Annotated in this window: 18 protein-coding genes, 1 tRNA gene and 1 pseudogene; 12 read left to right on the plus strand and 8 right to left on the minus strand. The window is 70.0% G+C overall.

Annotated elements, in window-relative coordinates:
- Positions 1 to 53: 53 nt before the first annotated feature.
- The 6 genes from ACH4RG_RS11840 (at position 54) to ACH4RG_RS11865 (ending at position 6,910) form a co-directional block, all read left to right on the plus strand.
- Positions 54 to 524, plus strand: a complete 471-nt coding sequence (locus tag ACH4RG_RS11840) for a PaaI family thioesterase (protein ID WP_398539450.1) — start codon at positions 54 to 56, stop codon at positions 522 to 524.
- Between the two features lie 633 nt (positions 525 to 1,157).
- Positions 1,158 to 2,369 (plus strand): branched-chain amino acid ABC transporter substrate-binding protein, encoded by a 1,212-nt coding sequence (locus tag ACH4RG_RS11845; RefSeq protein WP_397917203.1) that lies wholly within the window; start codon positions 1,158 to 1,160, stop codon positions 2,367 to 2,369.
- A 114-nt stretch (positions 2,370 to 2,483) separates the two neighbouring features.
- The gene (locus tag ACH4RG_RS11850) at positions 2,484 to 3,413 is read left to right on the plus strand and encodes a branched-chain amino acid ABC transporter permease (protein ID WP_397916295.1); all 930 of its coding nucleotides are present in this window, start codon (positions 2,484 to 2,486) and stop codon (positions 3,411 to 3,413) included.
- 5 nt (positions 3,414 to 3,418) lie between these two features.
- The gene (locus ACH4RG_RS11855) at positions 3,419 to 5,260 is read left to right on the plus strand and encodes a branched-chain amino acid ABC transporter permease (RefSeq protein ID WP_397917204.1); all 1,842 of its coding nucleotides are present in this window, start codon (positions 3,419 to 3,421) and stop codon (positions 5,258 to 5,260) included.
- 4 nt (positions 5,261 to 5,264) lie between these two features.
- Positions 5,265 to 6,197 (plus strand): ABC transporter ATP-binding protein, encoded by a 933-nt coding sequence (locus ACH4RG_RS11860; RefSeq protein ID WP_398539451.1) that lies wholly within the window; start codon positions 5,265 to 5,267, stop codon positions 6,195 to 6,197.
- Positions 6,194 to 6,910, plus strand: a complete 717-nt coding sequence (locus ACH4RG_RS11865) for an ABC transporter ATP-binding protein (protein WP_018957575.1) — start codon at positions 6,194 to 6,196, stop codon at positions 6,908 to 6,910. Before ACH4RG_RS11860 ends, ACH4RG_RS11865 begins: the two co-directional genes overlap by 4 nt.
- An 87-nt stretch (positions 6,911 to 6,997) precedes the next feature.
- Here the strand turns inward: ACH4RG_RS11865 and ACH4RG_RS11870 are convergent, their stop codons facing one another.
- Positions 6,998 to 7,654: an ANTAR domain-containing response regulator gene (locus tag ACH4RG_RS11870; RefSeq protein ID WP_397916297.1), complete on the minus strand. Its 657-nt coding sequence runs from the start codon at positions 7,652 to 7,654 to the stop codon at positions 6,998 to 7,000.
- Between the two features lie 94 nt (positions 7,655 to 7,748).
- On the opposite strand from ACH4RG_RS11870, the gene ACH4RG_RS11875 reads away from it, so the two are divergent.
- Both ACH4RG_RS11875 and ACH4RG_RS11880 read left to right on the plus strand, forming a co-directional pair.
- Positions 7,749 to 7,832, plus strand: a tRNA-Leu gene (locus ACH4RG_RS11875).
- An 85-nt stretch (positions 7,833 to 7,917) separates the two neighbouring features.
- Positions 7,918 to 8,705: pseudogene (locus ACH4RG_RS11880) on the plus strand (helix-turn-helix domain-containing protein).
- Positions 8,706 to 8,722: 17 nt separating this feature from the next.
- Here ACH4RG_RS11880 and pyk read toward each other — a convergent pair.
- Both pyk and ACH4RG_RS11890 read right to left on the minus strand, forming a co-directional pair.
- The gene (gene pyk / locus ACH4RG_RS11885) at positions 8,723 to 10,162 is read right to left on the minus strand and encodes a pyruvate kinase (RefSeq protein WP_397916299.1); all 1,440 of its coding nucleotides are present in this window, start codon (positions 10,160 to 10,162) and stop codon (positions 8,723 to 8,725) included.
- A gap of 120 nt (positions 10,163 to 10,282) precedes the next feature.
- The gene (locus tag ACH4RG_RS11890; RefSeq protein ID WP_398539452.1) at positions 10,283 to 10,999 is read right to left on the minus strand and encodes an SIMPL domain-containing protein; all 717 of its coding nucleotides are present in this window, start codon (positions 10,997 to 10,999) and stop codon (positions 10,283 to 10,285) included.
- Between the two features lie 140 nt (positions 11,000 to 11,139).
- Between ACH4RG_RS11890 and ACH4RG_RS11895 the strand changes: the two genes are divergently transcribed.
- Positions 11,140 to 12,969: a bifunctional metallophosphatase/5'-nucleotidase gene (locus ACH4RG_RS11895; RefSeq protein WP_398539453.1), complete on the plus strand. Its 1,830-nt coding sequence runs from the start codon at positions 11,140 to 11,142 to the stop codon at positions 12,967 to 12,969.
- Between the two features lie 250 nt (positions 12,970 to 13,219).
- Here the strand turns inward: ACH4RG_RS11895 and ACH4RG_RS11900 are convergent, their stop codons facing one another.
- Both ACH4RG_RS11900 and ACH4RG_RS11905 read right to left on the minus strand, forming a co-directional pair.
- A complete protein-coding gene (locus ACH4RG_RS11900) occupies positions 13,220 to 14,647 on the minus strand; it encodes a lysine N(6)-hydroxylase/L-ornithine N(5)-oxygenase family protein (protein ID WP_398539454.1) in 1,428 nt (475 codons plus the stop codon).
- Positions 14,644 to 16,137 (minus strand): pyridoxal phosphate-dependent decarboxylase family protein, encoded by a 1,494-nt coding sequence (locus tag ACH4RG_RS11905; RefSeq protein WP_398539455.1) that lies wholly within the window; start codon positions 16,135 to 16,137, stop codon positions 14,644 to 14,646. Before ACH4RG_RS11905 ends, ACH4RG_RS11900 begins: the two co-directional genes overlap by 4 nt.
- A 573-nt stretch (positions 16,138 to 16,710) precedes the next feature.
- On the opposite strand from ACH4RG_RS11905, the gene ACH4RG_RS11910 reads away from it, so the two are divergent.
- Entirely contained in the window at positions 16,711 to 17,151 is a 441-nt protein-coding gene (locus ACH4RG_RS11910) for an ATP-binding protein (RefSeq protein WP_397916304.1), read from the plus strand.
- Positions 17,152 to 17,333: 182 nt separating this feature from the next.
- Positions 17,334 to 17,732, plus strand: a complete 399-nt coding sequence (locus ACH4RG_RS11915; protein ID WP_398539456.1) for an ArsR/SmtB family transcription factor — start codon at positions 17,334 to 17,336, stop codon at positions 17,730 to 17,732.
- Between the two features lie 62 nt (positions 17,733 to 17,794).
- On the opposite strand, the gene pepN is transcribed toward ACH4RG_RS11915, so the two are convergent.
- The 3 genes from pepN to ACH4RG_RS11930 form a co-directional block, all read right to left on the minus strand.
- Complete coding sequence (gene pepN / locus ACH4RG_RS11920) at positions 17,795 to 20,398, minus strand: aminopeptidase N (protein WP_397916306.1); 2,604 nt, start codon at positions 20,396 to 20,398, stop codon at positions 17,795 to 17,797.
- Positions 20,399 to 20,648: 250 nt separating this feature from the next.
- Positions 20,649 to 21,029, minus strand: coding sequence for a chorismate mutase (locus tag ACH4RG_RS11925; protein WP_397916307.1), 381 nt, complete (start codon positions 21,027 to 21,029; stop codon positions 20,649 to 20,651).
- 67 nt (positions 21,030 to 21,096) lie between these two features.
- The gene (locus ACH4RG_RS11930) at positions 21,097 to 21,975 is read right to left on the minus strand and encodes an AraC family transcriptional regulator (RefSeq protein ID WP_397916308.1); all 879 of its coding nucleotides are present in this window, start codon (positions 21,973 to 21,975) and stop codon (positions 21,097 to 21,099) included.
- 226 nt (positions 21,976 to 22,201) lie between these two features.
- On the opposite strand from ACH4RG_RS11930, the gene ACH4RG_RS11935 reads away from it, so the two are divergent.
- Positions 22,202 to 24,103: a beta-galactosidase family protein gene (locus ACH4RG_RS11935; RefSeq protein WP_398539457.1), complete on the plus strand. Its 1,902-nt coding sequence runs from the start codon at positions 22,202 to 22,204 to the stop codon at positions 24,101 to 24,103.
- Positions 24,104 to 24,106 lie beyond the last annotated feature (3 nt).

Here is a 24,106-nt window from a genome sequence, read left to right on the forward strand (position 1 = left end):
GATAAGAACAGTGCGGACAGCAACGAACGAGCGCACCGAAACGGAGCCGGACCATGGGCGAGCACACCGCACCCCTCTTCCCGCAGGAAGTCATCGACGAGTACGCGACACTCGGCGTCGACCTGCCCGCCCTCTTCTCCGCCGGCCACCTCGGCGAACGCATGGGCGTCACCATCGTCGATGCCTCCGCCGACCGCGTCGTCGGCACCATGCCCGTCGAGGGCAACACCCAGCCCTACGGACTCCTGCACGGCGGCGCCTCCGCCGTCCTCGCCGAAACCCTCGGCTCCATCGGCTCCATGCTCCACGGCGGCGCCACCAAGCTCGCCGTCGGCGTCGACCTCAACTGCACCCACCACCGGGGCGCCCGCAACGGCCTCGTCACCGGCGTCGCCACCCCCGTGCACCAGGGCCGCTCCACCGCCACGTACGAGATCGTCATCACCGACGAACAGGACAGGCGGGTCTGCACCGCACGCCTCACCTGCCTCCTCCGCGACGCCCCCCGCCCCGAAGCCGGCTGACCCCCGCCACCCGTCAACCCCTTCGCCCCGCACGGCGCCCCCCCCCTGCCCGACCAGAACCGCACCCTGTGCATTCCGGCCGGGCAGTGCCATATCCCCACCAAAAAACGACAGTTGGCCAACACACTCGGTCAACTTCCTTGACCACACGGCACGTTCCATGAGCCACTCAGCAGCCACATCAGCCCCGCGGCCCCGCCGACCCCAGCGCCGATGTAACACTGCGTAACGTGCAGGCGATGCGGAATCCGGCCGCGCACCCCGGCGACCGACACCCGGGGAAGTTCGCCGCGCCCACCGCGGCCACCGAACCGCGTCAGCACCAAGATCACCCCAAGCCCCTTAGCAGAGCTGCGCGTTCTCACCATGTGGTCCTTCCGCACTCCAGGCGAAACCGCCACATGTCCTCACAGGAACCTCAAGCCTTGCTCAAGGGCATAACAAGAGAGTCACATCCGCCGCCGACCAGTCCCGGTGGCCCCCAGCTGCGCTTAGAGTCACCGCCAGTCACCGCGCCGCCGGGCGCGTCTGCTGCACGGCCCTGTACCAACCCAGTACGGCCCGGCGATCGTCACGGCACCTCAAGCAGAGGAGGCCGCGCCAGGGAAAGGACTTTTCGTGCGACACCGTTCTTTGCTCATACTCACCGCAGTGCTCACCACCGGAGCACTCACCCTCACCGCCTGCGGTTCGCGCGACGACAGCAAGGGCAGCGGCGGCGACGGAGGCAACCAGACGGTCGTCATCGGCCTCGACGCTCCGCTCACCGGCGACCTGTCCGCCCTCGGCCTCGGCATCAAGAACTCCGCCGACCTCGCCGTCAAGACGGCGAACAAGGAAAAGACCGTCCCCGGCATCACCTTCAAGCTGGAAGCCCTCGACGACCAGGCCCAGCCCTCCGTCGGCCAGCAGAACGCCGTCACGTTCATCGGCAACGACGAGGTCCTCGGTGTCGTCGGCCCGCTGAACTCCGGCGTCGCCCAGTCGATGCAGAAGCCGCTCAACGACGCCAAGCTGACCCAGGTCTCCCCCGCCAACACCGGCACCGAGCTGACCCAGGGCAACAACTGGAAGACCGGCGACAAGAAGCGCCCCTACGCCTCCTACTTCCGCACCGCCACCACGGACCAGATCCAGGGCGCCTTCGCGGCCAAGTACCTCTTCGAGACCGCGAAGATCAAGGACGTCTACCTCATCGACGACCAGAAGCCCTACGGCGCCGGTCTCGCCGCCTCCTTCAAGGCGACCTTCACCGAGCTCGGCGGCAAGATCGTCGGCACCGACCACGTGAACCCCGAGGACCGCGACTTCAACTCCGTCGCCACCAAGGTCAAGAGCTCCAAGGCCAAGGCCGTCTACTACGGCGGCGAGTACCCCGCCGGCGCCCCGCTGAGCCAGCAGATCAAGGACAGCGTCAAGATCCCCTTCATGGGCGGCGACGGCATGTACAGCGCCGACTTCATCAAGCTCAACAAGAAGGCCGAAGGCGACATCGCCACCTCCGTCGGCAAGCCCGTCGAGGAGCTGGAGTCCGCCAAGAAGTTCATCGCCGACTACAAGACGGCCGGCTACAAGGACGCCTACGAGGCCTACGGCGGCGGCACCTACGACGCCACCTGGTCCATCATCGAGGCCGTCAAGATCGTCGCCGCCGAGAACGACGGCAAGATCCCCGCGGACGACGCCCGCGCCAAGGTCCTCGCGGCCATGGACAAGGTCAAGTTCGAAGGCGTCACCGGCCCCGTCTCCTTCGACGAGTACGGCGACACCACCAACACCCTCATGACCGCCTACCAGGTCACCGGCGGCAAGTGGGTCTCCAAGGTCAGCAGCACCGTCGAGTAACCACCGGCCGGGCCGCCACCCCGCCACCCTCACACAAAGCAACCAGACCGCGCGGGAGCGCTACGAGCCCTCCCGCGCGGTGCCATATCCGAACCACTCCACGGAGGCCCTGCGGTGAACGAACTGCCGCAACAGCTGGCCAATGGACTCATCCTCGGCGCGATGTACGGTCTCATCGCGATCGGTTACACGATGGTCTACGGAATCATCCAGCTCATCAACTTCGCGCACGGCGAGATCTTCATGATCGGAGGCTTCGGAGCCCTCACGGTCTACCTCGGGCTTCCGTCCGGATTCTCCCTCATAGCCGCGATACCCCTCATGATCGTCGGCGGCGTCATAGCCGCCGTCGCCATCAGCATGGCCGCCGAACGCTTCGCCTACCGGCCCCTGCGCGGCGGACCACGCCTGGCACCACTCATCACCGCCATCGGGCTCTCCCTCGCCCTCCAGCAAGCGGTGTGGATGTGGTACCCCAACGCCACGAAGGACCGCTCCTTCCCCCAGTTCGAAGGCGAAGCCTTCGACATCCTCGGCGCCACCATCCAGCGCGGCGACATCTTCGTCCTCGTCGTCGCCCCCCTGTGCATGCTCGCCCTCGGCCTCTTCGTCTCCAAGACCCGCGCCGGCCGCGGCATGCAGGCCACCTCGCAGGACCCCGACACCGCCAAGCTCATGGGCATCAACACCGACCGCATCATCGTCATGGCCTTCGCCATCGGTGCCGCGTTCGCCGCCGTCGCCGCCGTCGCCTACGGGCTCAAGAACGGTCAGATCGGCTTCCGCATGGGCTTCATCATGGGCCTCAAGGCCTTCACCGCGGCCGTGCTCGGCGGCATCGGCAACATCTACGGCGCCATGCTCGGCGGCATCGTCCTCGGCGTCGCCGAAGCCCTCGCCACCGGCTACATGAGCGAAGTCCCCGGCATGGAACTCTTCGGCGGCGGCGCCTGGAAGGACGTATGGGCCTTCGCGCTCCTCATCATCGTCCTCCTCGTACGCCCCCAGGGCCTGCTCGGCGAACGCGTCGCGGATCGGGCGTGATGACCATGACGATCAACACCACCGAGACCACCCCGGTCATCGCCATTCCCACCGCGGTCGCCCGCGCAGCCACCGTCACCGGCGCGGCGCTCACGGTCGCCTCCACCTTCCTCGCCTGGACCTACACCGACGCCTTCCCCGGCGACCTCACCGTCTACGGGTACCCCGGCGGCCTCCAGGTCCTCACCCTCATCAGCGCACTGCTGACCCTCCTCTTCGCCACCGCCGGCTACGGCGTACGAGGACTGGGCTGGCTCAACCCCGCCGGGGGCAACAACTCCACCTTCTTCGCCGCCCTCGGCGCCTTCACCACCACCTCGTTCACCACCATCGCCATCGCCGTGCAACTCGGCGGACTGGCCAACCTCGAACCCGGCGGCTTCGTCGCCCTGGTGGTCTCACTCCTCACCGTGATCGCCTCCCTCGGCCTGCCACTCGACCGGCACACCAAGGAATCCCAGCCCGCGTTCAGCTGGCCGGCCTTCATCGGCCTCACCATCATCACCGGGCTCATCACCTACCCGCTCTGGCGCTACATCCGCCTCGGCTCCAACCCCCGCGAGATCCGACGCGCCAAGGACCTCCCCAACTGGGCCGAGATCCTCATCATCGCCGGAGCCTTCGGCGTCGCCCTCCACGTCTTCACGTACGGCATCGACACCGAGTACGCCGAACTCTTCATCGGCTACATCATCAGCGTCGCCTTCGGCTTCACCGCCCTCACCCGGGCCGGGCTCATCGCCCGCATCACCCGGCTGACCACCAAACACCGCAACGTCACCATGGCCGCCGCACTCATAGCGGCGTTCTGCTTCCCCTTCACCCAGCAGAACGAGCAGTACGCCCTCATCGGCGCGAACATCCTCATCTTCGCGACCGTCGCACTCGGCCTCAACGTCGTCGTCGGCCTCGCCGGCCTCCTCGACCTCGGATACGTCGCCTTCCTCGGTGTCGGCGCCTACGCCGCCGCCCTGGTCTCCGGCTCCCCGCTCTCCCCCGTCGGCGTCCAGTTCCCGTTCTGGGCCGCCGTCCTCACCGGCGCAGCGGCCTCACTGATCTTCGGCGTCGTCATCGGCGCCCCGACCCTCCGACTGCGCGGCGACTACCTCGCCATCGTCACCCTCGGATTCGGCGAGATCTTCCGCCTCACCGTCAACGCCCTCAACGGCGTCAGCGGCCCCGACCTCACCAACGGCTCCCAGGGCATCCCCAGCATCCCCGACCTCAACCTCTTCGGCTTCGACTTCGGCATCAGCCACGACATCGCCGGATTCACCCTCGGCAGGTCGGCCAACTACTACCTGCTGATGCTCGTCTTCACCGCCGTCGTCGTCCTGGTCTTCCGACGCTCCGGAGAATCCCGCATCGGCCGCGCCTGGGTCGCCATCCGCGAGGACGAGACCGCGGCCACCGCCATGGGCATCAACGCCTTCCGGCTCAAGCTGCTCGCCTTCGCCCTCGGCGCCACCCTCGCCGGACTCGCCGGTACCGTCCAGGCCCACGTCTCCTACACCGTGACGCCCGAGCAGTACCAGTTCGCCGGCTCCGTGCCCCCGAACTCCGCCTTCCTCCTCGCCGCCGTCATCCTCGGCGGCATGGGCACCCTCAGCGGCCCCCTCGTCGGCGCCGCGCTGCTCTACCTCATCCCGGCCAAGCTGCAGTTCATGCAGGACTACCAGCTCTTCCTCTTCGGCATCGCGCTCATCCTCCTGATGCGCTTCCGCCCCGAAGGACTCGTCGCGGACCGCAGGAAGCAGCTCGAATTCCACGAGACCGGCCAACTCGACGTCCCACCGGACGTCCCACTCACCGACCAGGCCGCCGGCACCACGAAGGCGGGGGCGTGATCACATGACCACCACCACGACCACCCCGGCCAACCCGGCCACCAGCGTCCTCGACGCCAGCGGCGTCACCATGCGCTTCGGCGGACTCACCGCCGTACGCGGCGTCGACCTCACCGTCAACAGCGGCGAGATCGTCGGCCTCATCGGCCCCAACGGCGCCGGCAAGACCACCTTCTTCAACTGCCTCACCGGCCTCTACGTCCCCACCGAGGGCAAGGTCAGCTACAAGGGCACCGTCCTGCCGCCCAAGCCCCACCTCGTCACCAAGGCCGGCATCGCCCGCACCTTCCAGAACATCCGGCTCTTCGCCAACATGACCGTCCTGGAGAACGTCCTCGTCGGACGCCACACCCGGACCAAGGAAGGCCTCTGGTCAGCCCTCCTGCGCCTCCCCGGCTACCACAAGGCAGAAGACGCCAGCCGCGAACGCGCCATGGAACTCCTGGAGTTCATCGGCCTCCAGGACAAGGCCGACCACCTCGCGCGGAACCTCCCCTACGGAGACCAGCGCAAGCTGGAAATCGCCCGCGCACTCGCCAGCGACCCCGGACTCCTCCTCCTGGACGAGCCCACCGCCGGCATGAACCCCCAGGAAACCCGCGTCACCGAAGAACTCATCTTCGCCATCCGGGACCAGGGCATCGCCGTCCTCGTCATCGAGCACGACATGCGGTTCATCTTCAACCTCTGCGACCGCGTCGCCTGCCTCGTCCAGGGCGAGAAACTCGTCGAGGGCACCCCCGGCGACGTCCAGGCCGACGAACGCGTCGTCGCCGCCTACCTCGGCACCCCCTTCGAAGGCGCCCCCGGCGCCGAGGAAGTCGCCGAGGTGGAGGCCGCCGAGGCCCACGCCGCAACGGCCACCGGCACCACCACCCCGGCGAAGGACACCACGACGCCCGACACCACCAGCACCGATGAGGAGGGCACCCGATGACCGCACTGCTAGAGGTCGAAGACCTCCGGGTCGCCTACGGCAAGATCGAAGCGGTCAAGGGCATCTCCTTCACCGTCGACGCCGGCCAGGTCGTCACCCTCATCGGCACCAACGGCGCGGGCAAGACCACCACCCTGCGCACCCTCTCCGGACTGCTCAAGCCACTCGGCGGCCGCATCCTCTTCGAGGGCAAACCACTGGCCAACATCCCCGCCCACAAGATCGTCTCCCTGGGCATCGCCCACTCCCCCGAGGGACGCCACATCTTCCCCCGGCTGACGATCACCGAGAACCTCCTCCTCGGCGCCTACCTCCGCAACGACAAGGCAGGCATCGAGAAGGACGTCCAGCGCGCCTACGACCTCTTCCCCATCCTCGGGGAACGCCGGAAGCAGGCCGCGGGCACCCTCTCGGGCGGGGAGCAGCAGATGCTCGCCATGGGACGCGCCATGATGTCCCAGCCCAAGCTGCTCATGCTCGACGAGCCCTCCATGGGCCTCTCCCCGATCATGATGCAGAAGATCATGGAGACCATCGTCGAGCTCAAGGCGTCGGGCACCACGATCCTGCTCGTCGAGCAGAACGCCCAGGCCGCCCTGTCCCTCGCGGACCAGGGTCACGTCATGGAGGTCGGCAAGATCGTCCTCTCCGGCGCGGGCTCGGACCTGCTCCACGACGAGTCGGTCCGCAAGGCCTACCTCGGCGAGGACTGACACCCCGCCGCTGCCGTACGCGAGAGGCCCGCACCGCCCGATCTTCCGGGGTGCGGGCCTCTCGCATACGTACGTATGTGTACGGGGCTAGTCGGCCGACTTCTTCTTCTCCTCGGCATCCTCGATCAGCGCCTCCGCCAGCTGCTGCATCGACATCCGGCGGTCCATCGACGTCTTCTGGATCCACCGGAACGCGGCCGGCTCGGAGAGCCCGTAATCCGTCTGGAGGATGCTCTTGGCCCGGTCCACCAGCTTCCGGGTCTCCAGCCGCTGCGACAGGTCCGCGATCTCGCTCTCCAGCGCCTTCAGCTCCGCGAACCGGGAGACGGCCATCTCGATGGCCGGCACCACGTCGCTCTTGCTGAACGGCTTCACGAGGTACGCCATGGCCCCGGCGTCCCGGGCCCGCTCGACGAGGTCGCGCTGCGAGAAGGCGGTGAGCATCAGGACCGGGGCGATGGACTCCTCGGCGATCTTCTCGGCGGCGGAGATCCCGTCGAGGACCGGCATCTTCACGTCCAGGATGACCAGGTCCGGCCGGTGCTCCCGGGCCAGCTCGACGGCCTGCTGCCCGTCGCCCGCCTCACCGACGACGGAGTAACCCTCCTCCTCCAGCATCTCCTTGAGGTCGAGGCGGATGAGGGCCTCGTCCTCGGCGATGACGACGCGGGTCGTCAGCGGCGGGACGTGCGACTTGTCGTCGTCGACGGCGTCTACGGGCTGGGGCGACTCGGGGGTGGTCACGGGGCTCCTTGATTCAGGGCAGGCTCTGCTGCGAAGCAGCCTACCTAGCTGCTGCCGCCTTCTGTCACCAGGTACACTGCTGATCGGTCACCACGCCGGGTTGGCGCAATTGGTTGACGCGGAGGTCTCAAACACCTCTGTCCGAAAGGACATGTGGGTTCGAATCCCATACCCGGTACTACCTCGCAGAGCGGATGTTCACTTTCGCGTGAACATCCGCTTTTTGCTGCCCGAGGCCGCCCCTCTCCCCCAAGAGTGGACGAATGAACACACACAGCACAGAAGTGCGCCAACAAGCTCTCACCCTCCTTCGGAGCGGCACCCGAAACGCTGAAGTGGCCCGCAGACTGAACGTTCCGCGCGGCACCGTCTCGTACTGGCTCCACATGGATCGTTCTCGACGCGGCGAGTGCCCCGGGGCGCACAACCCATCGTGCCACCGGTGCGACGGCACAGTGCTCGACGAGTCCACCTACGCCTACCTGCTCGGGCTCTACCTGGGCGACGGCCACATCAGCCAATACTCGGCACATCGAGCACCTAGCCTGATGATCACGCTGGACGATGCCTGGCCAGGCATCCAGGACGAGGCGGAGGCCGCGTTACGCAAGGTCTTCCCGCAGAACACCACGTGCCGGGTCCGCCGGGCCGGCTGCCACAACATCAAGATGTACTCGAAGCACCTCGTCTGCTACTTCCCGCAGCACGGTCCGGGCAGGAAGCACGAGCGCGAGATAGTCCTGGAGCCCTGGCAGCAGGAGATCGTCGACGCCCATCCCTGGCAGTCGTCCGAGGTCTCATCCACTCCGACGGCTGTCGGCTCACCAACTGGACGACTCGCGTGGTCGGCGGTGGACGCAAGCGCTACGAGTACCCCCGGTACTGGTTCACCAACGTCTCCGACGACATCCGCCGCCTCTACACCGACACCCTCGACGCGCTCGGCATCACCTGGACGCACTGCACACGCGCGGGCAAGCCCTACAACATCTCCGTAGCCCGACGGGCATCCGTCGCCCTCATGGATGCGCACGTCGGGCCGAAATACTGAGCAGATCCTGAGCCGCCCTACTTCGGGCTGTCGTCCTCGCCGATGTGGTGGACGCGGACCAGGTTCGTGGAGCCCGCGACGCCCGGCGGGGAGCCGGCGGTGATGACCACGACGTCGCCCTTCTGGCAGCGGCCGATGCGCAGCAGCTCCTCGTCGACCTGGGCGACCATCGCGTCCGTGGAGTCGACGTGCGGGCCGAGGAAGGTCTCGACGCCCCAGGTGAGGTTGAGCTGGGCGCGGGTGGCCTCGTCGGGGGTGAAGGCGAGGAGCGGGATGGGTGAGCGGTAGCGGGAGAGGCGCTTGACCGTGTCGCCGCTCTGGGTGAAGGCGACGAGGAACTTCGCGCCGAGGAAGTCACCCATCTCGGCGGCGGCCCTCGCGACGGCGCCGCCCTGGGTGCGGGGTTTGTTGCGCTCGGTGAGGGGCGGGAGGCCCTTGGCGAGGAGGTCTTCCTCGGCGGCCTCGACGATGCGGGACATGGTGCGGACGGTCTCGATGGCGTATTTGCCGACGCTGGTCTCGCCGGAGAGCATGACCGCGTCGGTGCCGTCGATGATGGCGTTGGCTACGTCGGAGGCTTCGGCGCGGGTGGGGCGGGAGTTGTCGATCATCGAGTCGAGCATCTGGGTGGCGACGATGACGGGTTTGGCGTTGCGTCGGGCGAGTTTGATGGCGCGTTTCTGGACGATGGGGACTTGTTCGAGGGGCATTTCGACGCCGAGGTCGCCGCGGGCGACCATGATGCCGTCGAAGGCGGCGACGATGTCGTCGATGTTGTCGACGGCCTGGGGTTTCTCGACCTTGGCGATGACGGGGAGGCGGCGGTTCTCCTCGTCCATGACGCGGTGGACGTCGTCGATGTCGCGTCCGGTGCGGACGAAGGACAGGGCGATGATGTCGGCGCCGGTGCGCAGGGCCCAGCGGAGGTCGTCGATGTCTTTTTCGGAGAGGGCGGGGACGGAGACGGCGACGCCGGGGAGGTTGAGTCCTTTGTTGTCGGAGACCATGCCGCCTTCGATGACGGTGGTGTGGACGCGGGGGCCTTCGACGCCGGTGACTTCGAGGGTGACGCGGCCGTCGTCGACGAGGATGCGTTCGCCGGTGGTGACGTCGGCGGCGAGTCCGTCGTAGGTGGTGCCGCAGATGTCGCCGGTGCCTTCGCCTTCGAGGGGTTCGACGGTGATGGTGAAGGTGTCGCCGCGTTCAAGGAGTACGGGGCCTTCGCGGAAGCGTCCGAGGCGGATCTTCGGGCCTTGAAGGTCGGCGAGGATGCCGACGTTGCGGCCGGTTTCCTCGGACGCTTTGCGGACGTGGTCGTAGCGCGCTTGGTGTTCGGCGTAGCTGCCGTGGCTGAGGTTGAGGCGGGCGATGTCCATTCCCGCTTCGACCAGGGCTTTGATCTGGTCGTATGTGTCGGTTGCGGGTCCCAGGGTACAAACGATTTTTGCTCGGCGCATGGTTCGAGACTAAACCTTACCTACGGGTAGGTATTTGGCTCTGCATGACACCTCAACAACCTTCTCATGAAGGGTTGTTGACAACTGTTGAATTGTGCAGCGGGGTGCTCTGATGAGCGTTTATCCAAGGTTCGGCGGGATGAGTGTGAAGGCCGCTTCGACCTGGGCGTCGACGTTCTGGCGTACGGGTTCGAGGTCGAGGGGGGCCGCTTCGGCGGCGGTTTCCGCGCGGGCGGAGCGGAGGACCCCTGCGCCGCCGTAGGTCGCGGTGGCGAAGGTGGCTCCGCCGACGCTTCCGGTGTCGCTGAGTTCGAGGAGGGCGCCGATGCGGGTGTCGAGGGCTTCGGCGTATTCGCGGGCGCGTTGGAGTGCTTCCTGGACGGCTTGGCGGCGGGCGGCGGCGTGGTGGGGGGAGGTGGGGCGCAGTGCCCACCAGGGGCCGTCGACGCGGGTGAGGTCGTTGTCGGCGAGGCGGGTGACGAGTTCGCCGAGGGTGGTGAAGTCATTGAGGGTGGCGGTGAGTTGGATGCTGCCGTGGTAGGCGCGGATGCGTTCGGCGCGGCCGTGGCGGGTGAGTTCGGGGCGGATGGCGAGGGTGCCGGTCTCCAGTTTCTCGATGGCGTCGCCGTAGGTCTTGATGAGGTCGAGGGTGGTGGTGTTGCGGCGGGTGAGGTCGTCGAGGGTGGTACGGCGGTCGGTGTTGCGGGCGGTGAGGGTGACGGCGATGCGGGCGATCTCGGGCTCGACTTCGAGGTGGGCTTCGCCGCGGACGGTGACGCGGGGGGCGGCGGGGGTGCCGTGGGAGGGGTGGGGGGCGGGTGCGGGGGTTTCGGTCATGTGTTCACTGTGGCATGGGGGGCGGGGTGTCGTGGTGTGTCTCGCGTGGTCATCGGATCGAAACCTGCGTGGGGTGTTGTGGGTGGTGGTGGCTGGGCCAGAATCTACGCGCGTTGCCCTACTGAACGAGGAGTGAAGAGATGCCGTTGAACCCGTTGAACCGTAGGACGTTTCTGGGCCGTTCGGCTGCCGCCGGTGCGGGTGTGGCGATGGCGGGCGGTGCGGTCGCGGGCTCGGCCGGTGCGGCGGAGGCGAAGGGGCCCGGTCACGGTCATGGGCGTCCGGCGAAGCGGTATGCGTTCACGGTGATGGGCACGACCGATCTGCACGGGAACGTCTTCAACTGGGACTACTTCACGGACAAGGAGTACGACGACGCCGCGCACAACGATGTCGGTCTGGCGAAGATCTCGACGCTGGTGGAGCAGGTGCGCCGGGAGAAGGGCCGCCGGAACACGTTGTTGATCGACGCGGGTGACACGATCCAGGGCACGCAGTTGTCGTACTACTACGCGAAGGTCGATCCGATCACGGCGCGGCGTGGTCCGGTGCATCCGATGGCGCGGGCGATGAACGCGATCGGTTACGACGCGGCGGCGCTCGGGAATCACGAGTTCAATTACGGCATTCCGGTGCTGCGGAAATTCGAGGAGCAGTGCGACTTTCCGTTGCTGGGGGCGAATGCGCTGGATGCGAGGACGTTGCGGCCGGCGTTCGCTCCGTATGTCATCAAGCGGATGCGGACGCCGTACGGGCGTGATGTGCGGGTGGCGGTGCTGGGGCTGACGAATCCGGGTATCGCGATCTGGGACAAGGCGCATGTGGGCGGGAGGATGGTTTTCCCGGGTCTGGAGGAGCAGGCGGCGAAGTGGGTGCCGAAGCTGCGGTCGATGGGCGCGGACGTGGTGTTGGTCTCGGCGCATTCGGGTTCTTCGGGGACGTCGTCGTGGGGGGATCAGTTGCCGTACGTGGAGAACGCGGCGGCTCTGGTGGCGGAGCAGGTGCCGGGGATCGACGCGATTCTGGTGGGGCACGCGCATGTGGAGATCGCCGAGCACTTCGTGACGAACAAGGAGACGGGGAAGCGGGTCGTGCTCTCGGAGCCGGCGAAGTGGGGTCAGCGGCTGACGCTGTTCGATTTCAATCTGGTGTGGGAGAGGGGCCGCTGGACGGTGGAGAGGGCCGGTTCGCGGGTGTTGAACTCCAACACGGTGCCGGAGGACCGGAAGGTGACGTCGCTGCTGCGGTCGGAGCACCGCAAGGTGGTGGAGTACGTCAATCAGGTGATCGGTACGTCGGTGGTGGCGATGTCGACGGCGGACGCGCCGTGGAAGGACGAGCCGATCATCGATCTGATCAACCAGGTGCAGACGGAGACGGTGAGGGCGGCGCTGGCGGGTGGGGAGTTCGCGGTGTTGCCGGTGCTGTCGCAGGCTTCGTGCTTCTCGCGTACGGCGGGGATTCCGGCTGGTGAGGTGACGATCAGGGACGCGGCGGGGCTGTATCCGTTCGAGAACACGCTGGAGGCGCGGCTGCTCACGGGTGCGCAGTTGAAGGAGTATCTGGAGTATTCGGCGCGGTATTTCGTGCGGACGCCCGTGGGCGGTCCGGTGGACACGGCGAAGTTGACGAACGCGGACGGGATTCCGGACTACAACTACGACGCGGTGTCGGGGGTGACGTATGACATCGACATCGCTCGGCCGGTGGGTTCGCGGATCGTGGGGCTGGCCTTCGAGGGGAAGGCGATCGATCCGGGGGCGCGGTTCGTGTTCGCGGTGAACAACTATCGGGCGAGTGGTGGGGGGAACTTCCCGCATGTGCCGGGTGCGCGGCAGGTGTGGGCGGATTCGGACGAGATCCGGAACACGATCATCGGGTGGGTACGGGAGAAGGGGTCGGTGGATCCGGCCGTGTTCGCTTCGGTGGGGTGGCGGCTGACGCGTGAGGGGGCGCCTGTGTTCCCGTAACGCCGGTGTTGCCGTGGTCCCTTGGCGCTGGTGTTCCCGTAACGCCGGTATTCCGTAAGGCCGGTGTTCCGTAAGTCCGGTGTTCCTGTGACGCCGGAGTTCCTGTGACGCCGGAGTTCCTGTGACGCCGGTGTTCCTGTGACGCCGGTGTTCCTGTGGTGCCGGTGTTCCCGTATCCCTGTGTGCGGTGGGTTGTTCGTTCGGCCCGGGTCTCCTTCGGTGGGGGCCCGGGCCGTTCGTTGTGCGGGGGCTAGACGGATTGGCTCAGGGGGACGAGGGCGTGACCCTGGGCGGGGATTCTCGGGGGTTGTGGGGTGAGGCCGAAGGTGGTGAAGGCGGTGCGGTCGGGGAGGGGGTAGGGGTTGGCGCCGGTGAGGTTGTTGAGGATGGTGGCGCTGCGCCAGGCGGCGAGGCCGAGGTCGGGGGCGCCGACTCCGTGGGTGTGGCGTTCGGCGTTCTGTACGTAGACGTGTCCGGTGACGGCGGGGTCGAGGACGAGGCGGTACTGGTCGTCGATGCGGGGGCGGTGGGAGGCGTCGCGGCTGAGGTAGGGGCCGAGGCTGCCGAGGACGGCGTCGAGGGGGCGTTCGCGGTAGCCGGTGGCGAGGATGACGGCGTCGGTGGTGAGGCGGGAGCGGGTGCCCTGCTGGGTGTGTTCGAGGTGGAGTTCGACGCGGGTGTTGGCGAGGCGCCCGGCGGTGCGGACGTGGACTCCGGGGGTGAGGGTGGCGTCGGGCCAGCCGCCGTGGAGGGTGCGGCGGTAGAGCTCGTCGTGGATGGCGGCGATGGTGTCGGCGTCGATGCCTTTGTGGAGTTGCCATTGGCGGGGGACGAGTTCGTCGCGGGCGGATTCGGGCAGCGCGTGGAAGTAGCGGCTGTAGTCGGGGGTGAAGTGTTCGAGGCCGAGTTTTGAGTACTCCATGGGGGCGAAGGCCTGGGTGCGGGCGAGCCAGTGGATCTTCTCGGCGCCTTCGGGGCGGGCGCGGAGGAGGTCGAGGAAGATCTCGGCGCCGGACTGTCCTGATCCGATGACGGTGATGTGTTCGGCGGTGAGGAGCCGTTCGCGGTGGCGGAGGTAGTCGGCGGAGTGGAGTACGGGGACGGTTTCGGCTTCGGCGAGGGGTTTGAGGGGTTCGGGGACGAAGGGTTCGGTACCGATGCCGAGGGCGATGTGGCGGGCGTAGGCGCGGCCGAGGGCTTCGGCTTCGCCGTCGCGGTCGAGTTGAGTGAAGTCGACTTCGAAGAGGGCGCGGTCGGTGTTCCAGCGGACGGCGTCGACCTGGTGGCCGAAGTGGAGGCCGGGGAGTTGTTCGCTGACCCAGCGGCAGTAGGCGTCGTATTCGGCTCGTTGGATGTGGAAGCGCTCGGCGAAGTAGAAGGGGAAGAGGCGGTCGCGGGTGCGGAGGTAGTTGAGGAAGCTCCAGGGGCTGGTGGGGTCGGCGAGGGTGACGAGGTCGGCGAGGAAGGGGACCTGGAGGCTGGCGCCGTCGAGGAGGAGGCCGGGGTGCCAGTGGAAGGCGGGGCGTTGTTCGTAGAAGGTCGCGGCGAGGGGGCGGGGGTCGTCGGTGCTCGCGGGGATGTTGTGGGCGAGTGCGGCGAGGGAGAGGTTGAAGGGGCCGATGCCGATGCCGACGAGGTCGTGTGGCTGGTCGGGGGCGGGGGCGGGCCGGGCGGTCATCGCGGGGTGTCGCTTTCCGTGGGGTGAGGGGTGGGGTGGGTCGCGGTGGGGTGGGTCGCGGTGGGGTGGGTCGCGGTGGGGTGGGTCGCGGTGGGGGTGGTGGGTGGGTGGGTGAGGTGGTCGGTGGTGGTGTCGGTGATGAGGTCGAGGAGTGCTTGGAGGTCCTGGGGGGTGGTGTGGGGGTTGAGGAGGGTGGCTTTGAGCCAGAGGCGGCCTTCGGCGTGGGCGCGGCCGAGGACGGCGTGGCCGCGTTGGAGGAGGGTGCGGCGGACGGTGGCGACGGTGTGGTCGTCGGCGTCGGTGGGGCGGAGGAGGACGGTGCTGATGGTGGGGCGGTCGTAGAGGTCGAGGTCGGGGTTCTTGGTGACGAGGTCGGCGAGGTGGTGGGCGGTGGCGAGGGTGCGGTCGATGAGGTCGGCGAGTCCGGTGCGGCCGAGGGCCTGGAGGGTGACGGCGATCTTGAGGGCGTCGGGGCGTCGGGTGGTGCGCAGGGAGCGGCCGAGGAGGTCGGGGAGGCCGGCTTCGGTGTCGTCGTCGGCGTTGAGGTAGGGGGCGTGGTGGTGGAGGGGGGTGAGGTGGTGGTGTTCGGGTACGGCGAGGAGGCCGGCGCTGGCGGGTTGCCAGCCGAGTTTGTGCAGGTCGAGGGTGACGCTGTGGGCGCGGTGGAGGCCGTGGAGGAGGGGGCGGTGGGTGGGGCTGAAGAGGAGGGGTCCGCCGTAGGCGGCGTCGATGTGGAGTTCGGCGCCGTGGGTGGTGCAGAGGTCGGCGATGGCGTCGAGGGGGTCGATGTCGCCGGTGTCGGTGGTGCCGGCGGTGGCGATGACGAGGAGGGGGCGGTGGAGTTCGGTGAGGGCGTGGTCGAGGGCGGCGAGGTCGAGGGTGCCGGTGGGGGCGGGGACGATGACGGGTTGGGGGAGGCCGAGGAGCCAGGCGGCGCGGGTGATGCTGTGGTGGGCGTTGGCGCCGCAGATGGTCTGTACGGGGCCGTGGCGTTCGCGGGCGAGGAGCAGGGCGAGTTGGTTGGCCTCGGTGCCGCCGGTGGTGATGACGGCGTCGGGTGCGCGGGTGTGGGGGTAGATCTCGGCGGCGAGCGCGGTGGTGAGGTCGGCTTCGAGGGCGGAGGCGGCTGGGGCCTGGTCCCAGGAGTCCATGGAGGGGTTGAGGGCGCTGGCGGCGAGGTCGGCTGCTGCTGCCAGGGCGAGGGGTGGGGTGTGGAGGTGGGCGGCGCAGTGGGGGTGGGCGGGGTCCGCGGCGCCTGCGGCGAGGGCGGTGACGAGGCTCCGGAGGGCGTGGTGGGGGCCGGTGCCGTGGTCGGGGATGAGGGGGTGGGTGGCGGTGCGGGTGCGGGGGGTGACGGTGTCGGGTCCGCCGGCGGGGAGGGGGCCGTCGCGGAGGGTCGCGCCGTCGTGGAGTGCGGTGAGGACGGTGTCGATGAGGGGGCGGAGGGCGGCGGGGCCCGCGGTGCCTCCGGCGAGGGGCGGGGTGGACATGGGGGAGGTGGTCCTTCGGGTGCGCGGGGGTGGGCGTGCCGGCTTGTCCCGGGTTTCGGGTGGCGCGGCCGAAGAGCCCAACGATCCGAACTCGAAAGGGGTACTGCCGGTCGGTGTGGCCCGGTTCGGGAAGGGCGGGGGTGGTGGGGGTGTGCGGTTGAGGGACGGGTGGGCCTGTCCGGGGGAGGCTGAGGTGGGGGGCAGCTGAGGCAGGGGCGGCCGAGGTGGCGGGGAAGACCGAGGCGGTGGGGCGGCCGGGGCGGGTGGCCGAGGCGGGTGGCCAAGGCGGGTGGCCGAGGCGGGTGGCCGAGGCGGTGGGGAAGACCGAGGCGGTGGGGCGGCCGGGGCGGTGGGGCGGTGGTGGGGCGGCCGACGTGGGGCCGGGGCGGGGCTCGGGGGCGAGCGGCCGGGCCGGGGGCTGGGGCGCGCCCCCTCTCCGACTGTTGCCCAATGAGTCAATTGCAGATTTCAGCAATCCACTACATGCTGTACGGGCCGTTCCGCCGCTGGCGCGCGGCCCCCGCGCGGCTCTCCGGCCCGCGGCGGTGGTTTCCTGGCCGGGGAGTCCGCCCGATGATCACGCCGCCCGACACGTTGCCGTACCGGCATGTGCTGACGCTTCCCGCGATGGGGGCGGCCGTGCGCATCGCCCGGGAGACCGCCGAGCAGGTGCTGGCGGAGTGGGGGGTGGGGTCGGGCGACACGTGCCGGGATCCGGCGTTGCTGATCCTCAGCGAGCTGGTGGCCAACAGCGTGCGGCATGCGGCGGTGCTCTCGCCGAACGTGACGGTGGTGTTCGCGGGCGGGCCGGCCACGTTCGCGTTCGGCGTGCACGACCGTCACCCCTACCGGCCGGCTCTGTTCGCGTCCGCCGGTACGGCTCCGGGGCGGGGCCTGGCCACCGTGCTGGAGCTGACCCACGGTCTGGGTGGCAGCGCGGTGGTGCGGGGCGACGTCGACGAGGGCGGCAAGAGCATCTGGATCACCCTCCCGCTGCGGCCCGGCGGCCGGTGAACCGACCGCCGGGTGGCTTCCGGGCTGCCGGGGGACTTTTCGGGCCGCCGGGTGACTTCGCGGCGGGGTGCCGTCCCCGGGTTCATCCGTGGGGCGCGAAGGCGCGAGGATGAACCCATGGAGAAGAGTTCTGGTCAGGTGTGGTGCGGCGGGTTGCCGGCGTGCGGAACGGGGCCGCGCCGGTGAGCACACCGCTGTACCGATTGAAGGCGGAGTTCTTCAAGACGCTGGGGCACCCGGTACGGATCAGGGTGCTCGAACTGCTCAGTGAACGCGAGCACGCGGTCTCGGAGATGCTGATCGAGGTGGGGGTCGAGGCAGCCCATCTCTCGCAGCAGCTGGCCGTGTTGCGCCGTGCCGGTCTCGTGACGGCCCGGCGGGAGGGCTCGGCCGTCCACTACACGCTGGCCGACCCGGGGGTGGCGGAGCTGCTGCGGGTGGCGCGGACGATCCTGACCGGGGTGCTGGCGGGCCAGGCGGAGCTGCTGGCCGATCTACGGGCGACGGGCGGCCCCGCGGATGACGCCCCGGTCGGGGCTCCGGACGACGTCGCGGACGGGAGCGGCGACCACCCCGGCTGATCCTCCGTACCGCCCGGCCGCGGGGCGGGAAGCGGTTCCCGTCCCGCGGCGGTGCGCGCCGGTCAGTCGGCGGGGGCGACGGCCGACCGTACGGCGAGGGCGCGGCGCAGGTCGTCGAGCTGGTCGACGAGCTTGCGGCGCAGGGCGGGGGTGAGGGCCGGGTCCTCCAGGGCGCGGATGCCGGTGCCGAGGCTCGTGGGGTCGACGGCGTACGCGGGGAAGGCGTAGCGTCCGGCGGCTTCGGCGATGGCGGGGCCCCGGCGGGCGGCGAGGGCGATGGCGTCCGGGTAGAAGCGGGCCACGTAGGCGTCGGTCAGCTCTTCCTGTCCGGGCTGCCAGAAGCCCCGGGCGGTGGCGGTGAAGAGGTAGTTGGACAGGGTGTCGCCGGTGAACAGGGCGTCCCAGGCGGCGGCCTTGGCCTCGGCGGTGGGCAGCGCGGCGCGGCAGCGGGCGGCACCCTCGCGGCCGGTGGCGCTGGGGTCGGCTTCGAGCGCGGCCGCGATGGTGGTCTCGTCGGTGGCGCCGAGGACGGCGAGCCGGGTGAGGATGCGCCAGCGCAGCTCGGGGTCGAGCTCGGGTCCGCCGTGGACGGTGCCTTCGTCGAGCCAGCTCCGGAGTGTGTCGGGCTGGGTGGCGGCGTCGATGAAGTGGCGTACGGCGATGAGGCGGAGGCCCGGCTGTGAGCCGTCCTCGGTGCGGCGGATGAGGTCGCGGCAGAGGTCGGTGAGGGTGGCGCGGGCGGCGGGCAGGTCCTCGCGGTTGGTGTAACGGTCGACGACCTGGCCGGCGGCGAAGGACAGGACGCCCTGGACGAGCGCGAGGTCGGTCTCGTGCGGGAGGTGTGTGCGGGCGGTCGCGAGGTAGGTGGCGGGAGGGAGCTGCGCGTCGCGGACCATGTCGCGGGCGGTGTTCCAGACGACGGCCCGGGTGAGGGCGTCGGGGAGGCCGGAGAGGCTGGTCAGGACGGTGTCCCAGGAGGCGGTGTCCAGGCGGATCTTGGCGTAGGTGAGGTCGCCGTCGTTGAGCACGACGAGGGCGGGGCGGCGGCCGGGGCGGATCGTGGGCGTCCCGTCGCCGGGTACGTCGAGGTCGAAGCGGTCGCGCAGGGCGAGGTGGCCGAGGCCGGGCGGGGTGCCCAGGGCGTGGTCGTAGGCGCCGACGGTGACGCGGTGGGGGCGGGAGCCGTCGCGGGTGACGGTGAGGGCCCAGGACTGGCTGTTGCCGTTCGGCTCGGTGGGGCCGCCGGTGGGCTCGGGGGCGCTGATCCCGGCGGTGAGGGTGTCGATGCCGGTGGTGCGCAGCCACTGTTCGGCCCAGGCGTGGACGTCGCGGTCGGTGGCGGACGCCAGGTTGTCGATGAAGTCGGCGAGGGTGGCGTTGGCGAACTTGTGGCGGGCGAAGTGGGTGTTGATGCCGGCCAGGAAGTCCTTCTCGCCGAGCCAGGCGACGAGTTGGCGCAGTGCGGAGGCGCCCTTGGCGTAGCTGATGCCGTCGAAGTTGAGGAGGGCGGACGCGGTGTCGGGTACGGCGTCGGGGTCGGGGGCGACGGGGTGGGTGGAGGGGCGCTGGTCGGCGTCGTAGCCCCAGCCCTTGCGGGCGACGCCGAAGTCGACCCAGGTGTCGGGGAAGGGGGCCTGGAAGGGGGCCTCCCCTGCTCGCACGGAGTGGAGGGCTCGGGGAAGTGTGACCTCGGTGAGGGTCTGGTAGCCCATGTACTCGGCGAAGGACTCGTTGAGCCAGATGTCGTCCCACCAGGTCAGGGTCACGAGATCGCCGAACCACATGTGGGCCATCTCGTGGGCGATGACCATGGCGCGGGTCTGGCGCTCGGTGTCGGTGACGGCGGAGCGGTAGACGAACTCGTCGCGGAAGGTGACGAGTCCGGGGTTCTCCATGGCGCCCGCGTTGAACTCGGGGACGAAGGCCTGGTCGTAGGAGTCGAACGGGTAGGGCTCGTCGAACTTCTCGTGGTAGCGGTCGTACAGGGCGCGGGTGATGTCGAGGATCTCGTCGGCGTCGGCGTCCAGGTACGGCGCGAGGGAGCGGCGGCAGTGGATGCCGAAGGGCAGCCCGGCGTGCTCGGTGGTGATCGAGTGCCAGGGCCCCGCGGCGACCGCGACGAGGTAGGTGGAGACGAGGGGTGTGGCGGCGATGGTCCAGCGCCCCTCCCCCGTGTGTTCGGCGACGCCGTTGCCGAGGACGGTCCAGCCTTCGGGCGCGGTGACGTCGATGGCGAAGACGGACTTGAGGTCGGGCTGGTCGAAGGCGGCGAAGACGCGCTGGACGTCCTCCATGAACAGCTGGGTGTAGACGTAGGTCTCGCCGTCGGTGGGGTCGGTGAAGCGGTGCATGCCCTCGCCGGTGCGGGAGTAGTGCATCGCGGCGTCGACGCGGAGTTCGTGGGGGCCGGCGGTGAGTCCGGTGAGGGGGTAGCGGTTGCCGTCGAGGAGGGCGGGGTCCAGGGGGTGTCCGTCGAGACTGATCGAGCGCAGGGTGGCGGGCTTGACCTCGACGAAAGTGTCTCCGGCCGCGCGGGCGGTGAACCGGATGGCGGTGGCGGAGTCGAAGGTCTCCTCGCCGGTGGTGAGGTCGAGGGCGATCGTGTACCGCTCCACGTCGAGGATCTGGGCTCGGGTCTGCGCTTCGTCGCGCGTCAGTACGGACATGTCCCCATGCTGCCGTACGGGGGACGGCGGGCGCAGCGGGGTTCTCCCTGGGCGGACGGGGCGGTTCGGGAGGGCGCGCGGGGCGGGTCTCGCGGGGCGCGTCCCCCGTGGCGGGCGGGCCTCGCCGGGCGGTTTTCACCGGGCGGGCTTCACGGTGCGCTTCCTCAGGTCCGGACGGTCAGGTTCCACGGCGCGCGTCCCTCGGTCCGGACGGTCGGACGTCACCGTGCGCGTCCCTCGGTCCGGACGGTCAGGCTCCGGTGGTGGCGGCCCTCGTGTCTTCGGTGCGGTCGGCGTCGCCGTTCCCCGCTTCGTCGCCGTTCCCCGCTTCCTCGGCGATGCGCTCGTGGTGGCGGATCACCTCGGCGATGATGAAGTTCAGCAGCTTCTCGGCGAACGCCGGGTCCAGGTTGGCGCTCTGCGCGAGCTGCCGGAGCCGGGCGATCTGTCGGGTCTCGCGGGCGGGGTCGGCGGGCGGCAGCCGGTGGTCCGCCTTGAGGCGGCCGACCTGTTGGGTGGCCTTGAACCGCTCGGCCAGCATGTGGACGACGGCGGCGTCGATGTTGTCGATGCTCTCGCGCAGCCGGTTCAGCTCGGCCTGGACGGACGCGTCGATTTCACTCGTACTCATGGTCAGCGAGCTTAGACCCACCGGCGATCGAGGGCCCTCGTCGCCGGTGGGTCCCGGACCGCCGCGCTCACGTCGTGATCGTCGGTGGGTCGTCGGGGTCGGGCACCCGGTCGCTCCAGCCGCCGGGCACGCTGCGGCCCTGCTGTTCGCGGAAGCGGACGGGGGCGGTGCCGACCCGGCGGGCGAAGAGCCGGGAGAAGTAGGCGGGGTCGTCGTACCCGACGCGGCGGGCCACGGCGGCGACCGGGAGGTCGGTGGCGGCGAGGAGTTCCTTGGCCCGGCCCAGGCGGATGCCCAGCAGGTAGTCCTTGGGGCTGCAGCCGGCGCCGCGCCGTACGGCGGTGCGGAGTTCGGCGGGGGTCATGCCGTGCCGGGCGGCGTGCTCGGCGACGGTGAGCGGCTGGTACGCGTCACGGGCCAGCGCCTGGAGCACCGGGTCGCCGTCGGGGCCGATGTCGGCGCGGGCGCGGCGCAGGGTGACGAGGAGTTCGTGGACGGCGGCCCCGGTCTCCACCTCCAGGAGAGGGTTGCCGCGCCGGGCGGCACGCACGATGCGTCCGACGGCCGCGCGGGGGGCGGCGGTGTCGGAGAGGGGGACGAGGGGGCGGTCGGGCTCGATGTAGCCGAGTTCGGTGTAGGTGGTGGTGGCGGGGCCGGTGAAGTCGACGAAGCTCTCGTCCCAGCCGGTGCCGGGGTCGGCGCCGTAGTGGTGGCGGGTGCCGGGGGTCAGCCAGATGAGGCTGGGGCCGGTGACGGATGTGCGGCGGCCGTCGGAGCCCTTGAACCAGCCGGTGCCGGAGTTGACGATCACGGCGACGTGGTGGTCGAGGGTGCGGGGTCCGACGGTGGGCAGCGCCCCGTGCTGGAGGCCGACGCCGAGGCAGACGAGGCCCAGGCGGTGGTGGAGCGGGCTCGGGGTGAAGAAGCGCATCCAGGTGTGGTACATCGCGTCCTTCCTCTCCCTGCTGGTCCGGGTGCCGATCCGGCCGCCCCGGCAGGCCGGTGGTGTCCCGGCCCCGCTGGCCCGTGGTGTCCCGGCCCCGCTGATCCCTTGTGTCCAATCAACAGCGATCTTTGTCCATGGACCGGGTGCGGCGCCAGAGGTGAAGGTGGTCGGACCGATCGACCCGAGGGCTGCCGGGTGCGGCCGAGCACAGGAGCGTACGAGCACCATGACCGACTTCACCGTGGGGGACGACTGCTTCCGGCTCGACGGGAAGCCCGTGCGGCTGCTGTCGGGCGCCCTGCACTACTTCCGCGTGCACGAGGCGCAGTGGGAGCACCGGCTGGCGATGCTCGCCGCGATGGGGCTGAACTGCGTCGAGACGTACGTACCGTGGAATCTGCACGAGCCCCGGGAGGGCGAGGTCCGGGATGTCGGGGCCCTCGGCCGGTTCCTGGACGCGGCGGGGCGGGCAGGACTGTGGGCGATCGTGCGGCCGGGGCCGTACATCTGCGCCGAGTGGGAGAACGGCGGCCTTCCGGTGTGGGTGACGGGCCGGTTCGGGCGTCGGGTGCGCACCCGGGACGCGGCGTACCTGGCGGTGGTGGAGCGGTGGTTCCGGGAGCTGCTGCCGCAGGTGGTGCGGCGGCAGGTGTCCCGGGGCGGTCCGGTGATCCTCGTCCAGGCGGAGAACGAGTACGGGAGTTACGGCAGCGACGCGGTGTATCTCGGGTGGCTGGCGGGGCTGTTGCGGCAGTGCGGGGTGACGGTCCCCCTGTTCACGTCGGACGGTCCGGAGGACCACATGCTGACCGGTGGTTCGGTGCCGGGGCTTCTCGCGACGGCCAACTTCGGTTCGGGGGCGCGGGAGGGTTTCGAGGTGCTGCGCCGGCATCAGCCGGGGGGCCCGCTGATGTGCATGGAGTTCTGGTGCGGCTGGTTCGACCACTGGGGGGCCGAGCCGGTGCGCCGGGATCCGGGTCAGGCGGCCGGGGCGCTGCGGGAGATCCTGGAGTGCGGGGCGTCGGTGAACATCTACATGGCGCACGGGGGGACGAACTTCGGGGGCTGGGCGGGGGCGAACCGGTCGGGCCCGCATCAGGACGAGTCGTTCCGGCCGACGGTGACGTCGTACGACTACGACGCGCCGGTCGACGAGTACGGGCGGGCCACGGAGAAGTTCCGGCTGTTCCGGGAGGTCCTGGAGGCTTACTCCGAGGGGCCGTTGCCCGCGCTGCCGGCGGAGCCGGTCGGGCTCGCGGGGCCGGTGCGGGTGGAGCTGGCGGAGTGGGCCGGGCTCGGGGACGTCGTGGAGGCGCTGGGCGATCCGGAGACGGAGTCGGGGGTGCCGCCGACGTTCGAGGAGTTGGGCGTGGACCGGGGTCTCGTGCGCTACCGGGTGGCGGTGCCGGGGCCGCGCCAGGCGTATCCGCTGGAGGCCGCGGGGCTGCGGGACCGGGCGGTGGTGTCCGTGGACGGGGTCCGCGCCGGGGTGCTGACCGAGGAGTCCGGCACGCTGCCGGAGCCGGTGGCGGGCCCGGCCGAGGTCGAGCTGTGGGTGGAGTCGCTGGGCCGGGTCAACTACGGGCCGCGCCTCGGCGAGCCGAAGGGCGTCACGGGCGGGGTGCTGCACGAGCGGCAGTATCTGCACGGGGTACGGGCCCGGGGGCTGCGGCTCGACGCGTTCGAGGCGGCGGACGCGTTGGCCGCGGTCCCGTTCGGACCGGTGGAGGCCGCCGCCGGGGCGGGTGACGCGGGGCGGACGGGCCTATTCCGGGGGACCTTCACCATCGAGGGGGCCACGGGCGATTCAGCCGCTCCAGCCGCCTCCGGCGCGACAGCCGCTTCCGGCGCTTCCGGCGCTTCCGGCGCTTCCGGCGCTTCCGGCGTCGATCACGCGGGGCTCGAACTGCCGGGCTGGACGCGCGGGTTCGTCTGGGTGAACGGGTTCTGCCTGGGCCGGTACTGGGCGGTGGGCCCGCAGCGGATTCTGTACGTGCCGGGCCCGGTGCTCCGCGACGGCGCCAACGAGGTGTGGGTGCTGGAGCTGGAGGACGCGGGCGAGCCGTGTGTGGAGCTGGGTCCGGGGGCGCCCGCCGACGCGGGCGCCCCCGGGGTGGTTCAGCCGTGATCA

The organism is Streptomyces sp. NPDC021019, assembly GCF_044333295.1.
Lineage (GTDB): Bacteria > Actinomycetota > Actinomycetes > Streptomycetales > Streptomycetaceae > Streptomyces.

What these genes read in the sequence shown, in the direction of transcription:
- ACH4RG_RS11900 (WP_398539454.1), bottom strand. Translation starts at nt 14,647, where the DNA reads ATGACCGCCCGGCCCGCCCCCGCCCCCGACCAGCCACACGACCTCGTC.
- ACH4RG_RS11840 (WP_398539450.1), top strand. Translation starts at nt 54, where the DNA reads ATGGGCGAGCACACCGCACCCCTCTTCCCGCAGGAAGTCATCGACGAG.
- ACH4RG_RS11890 (WP_398539452.1), bottom strand. Translation starts at nt 10,999, where the DNA reads ATGACCGAAACCCCCGCACCCGCCCCCCACCCCTCCCACGGCACCCCC.
- ACH4RG_RS11865 (WP_018957575.1), top strand. Translation starts at nt 6,194, where the DNA reads ATGACCGCACTGCTAGAGGTCGAAGACCTCCGGGTCGCCTACGGCAAG.
- ACH4RG_RS11905 (WP_398539455.1), bottom strand. Translation starts at nt 16,137, where the DNA reads ATGTCCACCCCGCCCCTCGCCGGAGGCACCGCGGGCCCCGCCGCCCTC.
- ACH4RG_RS11930 (WP_397916308.1), bottom strand. Translation starts at nt 21,975, where the DNA reads ATGTACCACACCTGGATGCGCTTCTTCACCCCGAGCCCGCTCCACCAC.
- ACH4RG_RS11855 (WP_397917204.1), top strand. Translation starts at nt 3,419, where the DNA reads ATGACGATCAACACCACCGAGACCACCCCGGTCATCGCCATTCCCACC.
- ACH4RG_RS11935 (WP_398539457.1), top strand. Translation starts at nt 22,202, where the DNA reads ATGACCGACTTCACCGTGGGGGACGACTGCTTCCGGCTCGACGGGAAG.
- ACH4RG_RS11925 (WP_397916307.1), bottom strand. Translation starts at nt 21,029, where the DNA reads ATGAGTACGAGTGAAATCGACGCGTCCGTCCAGGCCGAGCTGAACCGG.
- ACH4RG_RS11910 (WP_397916304.1), top strand. Translation starts at nt 16,711, where the DNA reads ATGATCACGCCGCCCGACACGTTGCCGTACCGGCATGTGCTGACGCTT.
- pyk (WP_397916299.1), bottom strand. Translation starts at nt 10,162, where the DNA reads ATGCGCCGAGCAAAAATCGTTTGTACCCTGGGACCCGCAACCGACACA.
- pepN (WP_397916306.1), bottom strand. Translation starts at nt 20,398, where the DNA reads ATGTCCGTACTGACGCGCGACGAAGCGCAGACCCGAGCCCAGATCCTC.
- ACH4RG_RS11895 (WP_398539453.1), top strand. Translation starts at nt 11,140, where the DNA reads ATGCCGTTGAACCCGTTGAACCGTAGGACGTTTCTGGGCCGTTCGGCT.
- ACH4RG_RS11860 (WP_398539451.1), top strand. Translation starts at nt 5,265, where the DNA reads ATGACCACCACCACGACCACCCCGGCCAACCCGGCCACCAGCGTCCTC.